The organism is Streptomyces sp. NPDC001634, from assembly GCF_040298185.1.
Classification (GTDB): domain Bacteria; phylum Actinomycetota; class Actinomycetes; order Streptomycetales; family Streptomycetaceae; genus Streptomyces.
Map to the genome: position 1 here is coordinate 75831 of NZ_JBEOZU010000041.1, position 6067 is coordinate 81897.

At 71.9% G+C, this 6067-nt stretch carries 6 protein-coding genes; 4 read left to right on the plus strand and 2 right to left on the minus strand.

Annotated features, from left to right (window positions below; all coding sequences use genetic code 11):
• Window positions 1-170 precede the first annotated feature (170 nt).
• On the plus strand, window positions 171-386 hold the full coding sequence (locus ABT186_RS26210; protein ID WP_351230806.1) for a hypothetical protein: 216 nt from the start codon (window positions 171-173) through the stop codon (window positions 384-386).
• Window positions 387-504: 118 nt separating this feature from the next.
• Here ABT186_RS26210 and ABT186_RS26215 read toward each other — a convergent pair whose 3' ends face one another.
• A complete protein-coding gene (locus ABT186_RS26215; RefSeq protein WP_351927093.1) occupies window positions 505-2109 on the minus strand; it encodes a FadD3 family acyl-CoA ligase in 1605 nt (534 codons plus the stop codon).
• A 108-nt stretch (window positions 2110-2217) separates the two neighbouring features.
• Here ABT186_RS26215 and ABT186_RS26220 point away from each other — a divergent pair, with 108 nt between their 5' ends.
• From ABT186_RS26220 to ABT186_RS26230, 3 genes are read left to right on the plus strand one after another with little or no spacing between them, the layout of a single operon-like run.
• Window positions 2218-3381 (plus strand): lipid-transfer protein, encoded by a 1164-nt coding sequence (locus ABT186_RS26220; RefSeq protein ID WP_351927095.1) that lies wholly within the window; start codon window positions 2218-2220, stop codon window positions 3379-3381.
• Between the two features lie 3 nt (window positions 3382-3384).
• Window positions 3385-3813, plus strand: a complete 429-nt coding sequence (locus ABT186_RS26225) for a Zn-ribbon domain-containing OB-fold protein (protein ID WP_351927097.1) — start codon at window positions 3385-3387, stop codon at window positions 3811-3813.
• Complete coding sequence (locus ABT186_RS26230; RefSeq protein WP_351230814.1) at window positions 3810-4589, plus strand: enoyl-CoA hydratase/isomerase family protein; 780 nt, start codon at window positions 3810-3812, stop codon at window positions 4587-4589. Before ABT186_RS26225 ends, ABT186_RS26230 begins: the two co-directional genes overlap by 4 nt.
• A gap of 125 nt (window positions 4590-4714) precedes the next feature.
• On the opposite strand, the gene ABT186_RS26235 is transcribed toward ABT186_RS26230, so the two are convergent.
• The coding region (locus ABT186_RS26235) for an outer membrane protein assembly factor BamB family protein (protein WP_351927099.1) at window positions 4715-6067 on the minus strand (1353 nt) is incomplete at its 5' end.

Genomic DNA, 6067 nt, shown 5'->3' on the forward strand with positions numbered 1-6067 from the left:
CGTTTATCGCGGCAAGGCACTCTCGAGTTGTCGATCCGTCGCGTCGGGGGGCAGACGGGTCAGCGGTGATTACCACCGCTAGGGTGAACGGCCCTGATATGCCCGTCCGGCGGCCCTCGGGGGAGTTGCCGGGCGGGCAGCGCCCATCACTGAACGGGAGTTACAAGTCCATGAGCGATGCCAAGAAGGACTCCGTGGTCAAGCCGCTCGACAACCACGCCACGGACGTGAAGGACGTCACCACGCTCGACAACCACGCCACCGACGAGGAAATCATCGCGCTGGACAACCACGCGACCGGCGGCACGGTGATCCCGCTGGACAACCACGCGACCGGCGGCACGGTGACCCCGCTGGACAACCACGCGACGGACGAGAAGGCCTGAACAGACCCATCTCCACACGGGGATCGGCCGCGGCGGCGCGGAGGGGGAGCCGCCGCGGCCGAAGTGTGTCCGGCCAGGGCCTGTCTTTCGGACGCCGAGCCGATCCGAAAGACAGGCCCTAGCGCGCACGCCCCCGCAACTCCCCCTTCACCACCTTCCCGCTCGCGTTCCGCGGCAGTTCGGGGACGAACTCCACCTCCCGCGGCACCTTGTAGTTCGCCATCTCGCGGCGGGACCAGGCGATCAGGTCGTCGCTCGTCAGGAGCGAGTGCGGGCGGCGGACGACGTATGCCTTGCCGACCTCGCCCAGCCGCGGATCCGGTACGCCGATCACCGCCACGTCCGCCACGTCCGGGTGCAGGCCCAGCAGTTGCTCTATCTCCGCGGGGTAGGCGTTGAAGCCGCCCACGATGTACATGTCCTTGATGCGGTCCGTGATGCGGAGGTTGCCGGACGCGTCGAGAATGCCCACGTCGCCCGTCCTCAGCCAGCCGTCCCGGGTCAGGACCTCCGTCGTGGCGCGCTCGTCCTCGAAATAGCCCTGCATCACGTTGAAGCCGCGGACCAGGATCTCCCCCGGGGTGCCCGGGGGCAGCGGGGCGCCGTTCGCGTCCACCACCCGCACCTCGGTTCCGGGTATCGCCCGGCCCGAGGTCGTCGCTGTCACCGAGGGATCGTCCCCCCGGCGGCACATCGTCACGAAACCGCTCGCCTCCGACAGGCCGTACGCCGTCAGGACCGTTTCGACGCCGAGTTCGCCGCGCAGGCGTTCCACCAGCCTCAAAGGCACCACCGCCGCTCCCGTCACCACCAGGCGCAGGGCCGAGAGGTCGTGGGCGTCCCGGGAGGGGTGGTCCAGGAGGGACTGGTGCAGGGTCGGCGGGCCGGGCAGGACCGAGACGCGCTCGGCCGCTATGTTCGCAAGCGCCGTGTCCACGTTGAACACCGGCTGCGGGATCATCGTCGCGCCGCGCATCAGGCAGGCCAGGACGCCCGCCTTGTAGCCGAACGTGTGGAAGAAGGGGTTCACGATCAGATAGCGGTCGCCCTGCCTCAGGCCCGCCAGGTCCGTCCAGATCCCGTAGGCCCGCAGGGTCTGCGCGTGCGTGATCATCGCGCCCTTCGGGCGGCCCGTCGTGCCCGAGGTGAAGATGATGTCCGACAGGGACGTCCCGGTCAGGGCCGCCGCACGCTCCCGCACCTCCGGCTCGCCGACGCCCTCCCCGCTCGCCAGGAAGTCCTTCCACGTACGGAAGTCGGCCGGCGCGTCGTCCGCCAGGACCACCACCTGTTCAAGGTTCGGAAGGCCCGGGAGGGGGCCGTCGCCGGGTCCGTCGCCCGCCGCGCGGCGCAGGGACGCCACGTACGACGTCCCCAGGAACGTGCCCGTCACGAACAGCAGCTTCGCCCGGCTCCGCTCCAGTACGTACGCCGCCTCCGTGCCCTTGAAGCGCGTGTTGAGCGGGACCAGGACCGCGCCCGCCGACACCGCGCCGAGCGCCGAGACGATCCAGTCGAGCGTGTTCGGCGCCCAGATCGCCACCCGGTCGCCGACGCCGATCCCGTTCGCGACGCAGGCCCCCGCCGCACGTTCCACCCGGGCGCCCAGTTCGGCGTACGAGATCCGCGTACGGCCCTCGACGACCGCCTCGACGGCGGCGTAGCGCCGGGCGGCGCTCCGCACCAGCCCCGGAATGCTGCCCCACTCCACGTCTGCGCGCACAGCGACCTCCCGAAACGCGACCCCGGACGCATAGCTGACTACCCGTCAGATTAGCTGTAGCCTGACGGGCTGTCAGCCGCCCGTCGCGACTCCCGCGGAGGTGTGCACATGGCAACGGCAGGGCTCAACGGGCTCAAGGACGCCACCGCCATCGTCGGTATCGGACAGACCTCCTTCGCCCGGCAACTCCCGCAGTCCGAGAAGGCCTTGGCCTGTCGTGCCGTCCTCGCCGCTCTCGATGACGCCGGGATCGCGCCCGGCGAGGTCGACGCGCTCGCCTCCTACACCATGGAGGAGACCGACGAGGTCGAGGTCGCCAAGGCCCTCGGGCTCGGTGACCTCACCTTCTTCAGCAAGGTCGGCTACGGGGGCGGCGGCTCCTGTGCCACCGTCGCGCACCTCGCGGCCGCCGTCGCCACCGGACAGGCGACCGTCGGTGTCGCCTGGCGGTCGCGCAAGCGCGGAAGCGGGCCCCGGCCCTGGAAGAACACGGCCGTCCAGCTGCCCACCCCGGCGCAGTGGACACGGCCCTTCGGGCTGCTGAGGCCGGTCGACGAGATCGGGATGCTCGCCCGCCGCTACATGCACGAGTACGGCGCGACCAGGGACCATCTCTTCAACGTCGCCCTCGCCTGCCGGAACCGGGCCAATCAGAATCCCGCCGCGATGATGTACGAGCGGCCCCTGACGCGGGACATGTATATGACCTCGCGGTGGATCAGCGAGCCGCTCTGTCTCTTCGACAACTGCCTCGAGACGGACGGCGCCCTGGCCTGCGTCGTCGTCTCCGCCGAGCGCGCCCGCGACTGCCGGCGCAGGCCCGTGTACGTCCACTCCGCGGCCCAGGGCCTCCCCTCCCAGCACCACGGCATGGTCAACTACTGGAACGACGACCCGCTCACCGGCCCGGCCTGGACGGCCGCCCGGCACCTGTGGAAACACGCCGACTTCACTCCGGACGACATCGACGTCGCCCAGATCTACGACGCGTTCACGCCCCTGATACCGCTCTCCCTGGAGGGGTACGGCTTCTGCGGCAGGGGGGAGGGCGGGGCGTTCACCGAGGGGGGCGCGCTGGAGATCGGGGGGCGCTTGCCCCTCAACACCGGGGGCGGCGGACTGTCCGAGGCGTACGTCCACGGGTTCAATCTCATCAACGAGGGTGTGAAGCAGCTCCGGGGAACCAGCACCGCGCAGGTTCCGGGCGCCGCCACCTGTCTGGTCACCGCCGGCGAGGGTGTCCCGACCTCCGCCCTTCTCCTGAGGAGCTGAACCGTGAGCGACGCTCTCCTCTCTCCCGTCCACGACGAGGACGGTGCTCCTTTCTGGGAGTACGCGGCCCTCGGCGAGCTGCGCATCCAGGCCTGCGCCCACTGCGGCGAGCTGCGCTTCCCGCCCCGCCCCTGCTGCCCGCACTGCCGGTCGTTCGCGAGCGAGTGGCGGCGGATGAGCGGGAGGGGACGGATCTGGTCGTACGTCGTACCGCATCCGCCGCTGCTTCCGGCCTACGCGGCCCAGGCGCCGTACAACGTGATCGTGGTGGAGCTGGCCGAGGCGCCACGCGTCCGGCTGGTCGGGAATCTCGTCGGCGGCCCCGACGCGCCTTTGAACTCGCTGCCCACCGACCGGATCCGCATCGGTGCCAGGGTGCAGGTCGTCTTCGACGGGGACGGGCTGCCCCGGTGGGTTCTGGAGCGGTCGTGAGCGGGGGGCTGCGGATCGCCGCCGACAAGGAGACCGGGGTCGCGGTCGTCACCCTCGACCGCCCGGCGAAGCTCAACGCCGTCGACCTGACCATGGCCTGCGAACTCGCCGACTGCTGGCGCGCGTTGCGGTTCGACGACTCCGTACGGGCCGTCGTTCTCACCGGGGCGGGCGAGCGGGCCTTCTGCACGGGGCTCGACCGGGACGCGGACGTGCCGCAGCCGGGCTCGCCGTACATGGTGGACGATCCCCTGCTGAGGATCGGCCCGAAGGCCAACGACCTGTGGAAACCGGTGATCGCCGCCGTGCGCGGCATGGCCTGCGGCGGGGCGTTCTATCTGCTCGGCGAGAGCGAGTTCACCGTCGCCGACACGACCGCGGCCTTCTTCGACCCGCACACCACCTACGGGATGGTCAGCGCGTACGAGTCCGTCTACATGGCGCACCGGATGCCCTACGGGGAGGCGGCGCGGATGGCGCTCATGGGGACCGCCGAGCGGATCTCCGCGCAGCGGGCGTACGAGGTCGGGCTGGTCTCCGAACTCACCGCCCCCGGTGGCGCGCTGGAGGCGGCCATCAGCTGCGCCGCCGTCATCGCCTCCTACCCACCTGAGGGGGTGCAGGGCACCGTACGGGCCCTGTGGGCGGCGAAGGAGGCGGCGCGAGCGCAGGCCTTCGCGCAGGCGCCCGCGCTCATCACGCTCGGGAACCTGCCGGCGGAGCGGCAGGCGGAGCTGTTCGCCCGGAGGCGGGCGGAGGGGTTCCGGGTGCGGTGACGGCCGGGCGGGTGGCCACCGCGTGGCACGTCTCGGGTACTGGGCGTAGCGTCTTCGATGACGGCCGCCGTCCAAAGCCCCTTCCGTACGGTCTGGTACGACGGCCGTCTTGACCCTTGGGCCGCTCAGGCGGTCCGTGCCGTCCCCGTCCCCTTCTCGGCGTCCAGGGCGTAGACGCAGCGGTCCTTGCTGCACGCGTACACCACGCCGTCCTTCACGACCGGCGCGCCGGTGATCTCGCCGCCGGTCGCCAGTTTCCAGCGCAGCCGGCCGTCGTCGGCCTTGAGGGTGTAGAGCAGGTGGTCCGTGGAGCCGAAGTGGATGCGGCCCTCCGACACCGCCGGGGTACCCACGATGTCGCCGCCCGCCTGGAAGCGCCACTTCGGGGTGCCCGTGACCGCGTCCAGGGTGTAGAGACCCTTGCCGCTGCCCACGTGGACGTGTCCCGCGGCCACCAGCACCGGTTCGATCGCCGCCCGCGACTCCGTCGCGATGCGCCAGCGGTCGCGGCCGTCCGTCGCGTCGAGGGCGTACACCGTGCCCAGGTAGTCGGCGAGGTAGATGCCGCCGCCGCTCACCGCCGGGCCCGGTACGAAGGTGGGCGGGCACAGGAACACCGCCGGCGCCTCGAAGTGCCAGCGCACCATTCCGCTCGCCACCTCGACGGCCAGGACCCGGGTGCCGGCCGAGACGTACACATAGCCGTCCGGCGCCTGGGTCAGGCGCACCGGTACGCCGCCGCAGGACGCCGCGTCCCCGATGGGGTACGACCAGCGCTCCTCGCCCGTACGCGCCTCCAGGGCGCGCAGCCGGGCGTCCTTCCACACGTACACCGTGCCGTCCTGGACCAGCGGTCCGGCCTCCGGCGCCTCGAAGTCCGTCTGTGCGCCGGTGATCTCCCACAGCTTCTGGCCGTTGGACGCCTCCCACGCCTGCACGCCGCCGCCGCGGGTGCCGGTGACGACCGTGCCGCGGTCGGCCTTGAGGGAGTACACCCAGCCGTCCGTCGACAGCCGCCACAGGTCCGTGCCCTCACGGGCGTCCAGGGCGAAGAGCGTGGGACCGTCGGAGGCGTGGATACGGCCGTCCGCGACCGCCATCGACCAGGCCACGTCCCGGGTCTTGAAGCGGCGGCGGCCCGTCGCCACGTCCAGGGCGTGGACCTCGAAGGACGTGACGTAGACGAGGTCGTCGGCGACGGACGGCGTGCCCCAGACGTCGTTGGACATGCGGAAGCGCCACGGCCGCCAGCCGGTGGCCGTCTCCGGGGGCAGGCTCGGCGGCGGGACCGTGGGCACGGATCCGACCACTCCGTTGACCCCGGTGCCCGGCCGGGACCAGGACGCGGCGAGACCCGCCTCGGGGGGAGGCGCCTTCACCGCGGCGGCCCGGGCGTCGGCCACCCGCGGTCCGGGCCCGATCGGCACGGACGCGCCCGCGAGCCGCACCGGCCCGCCGTCGGGCGGCCCGGCCGGCAC

Excerpts from the sequence above, each read along its gene's own strand:
- ABT186_RS26220 (WP_351927095.1), top strand. The coding sequence starts at position 2,218 with ATGGCAACGGCAGGGCTCAACGGGCTCAAGGACGCCACCGCCATCGTC.
- ABT186_RS26210 (WP_351230806.1), top strand. The coding sequence starts at position 171 with ATGAGCGATGCCAAGAAGGACTCCGTGGTCAAGCCGCTCGACAACCAC.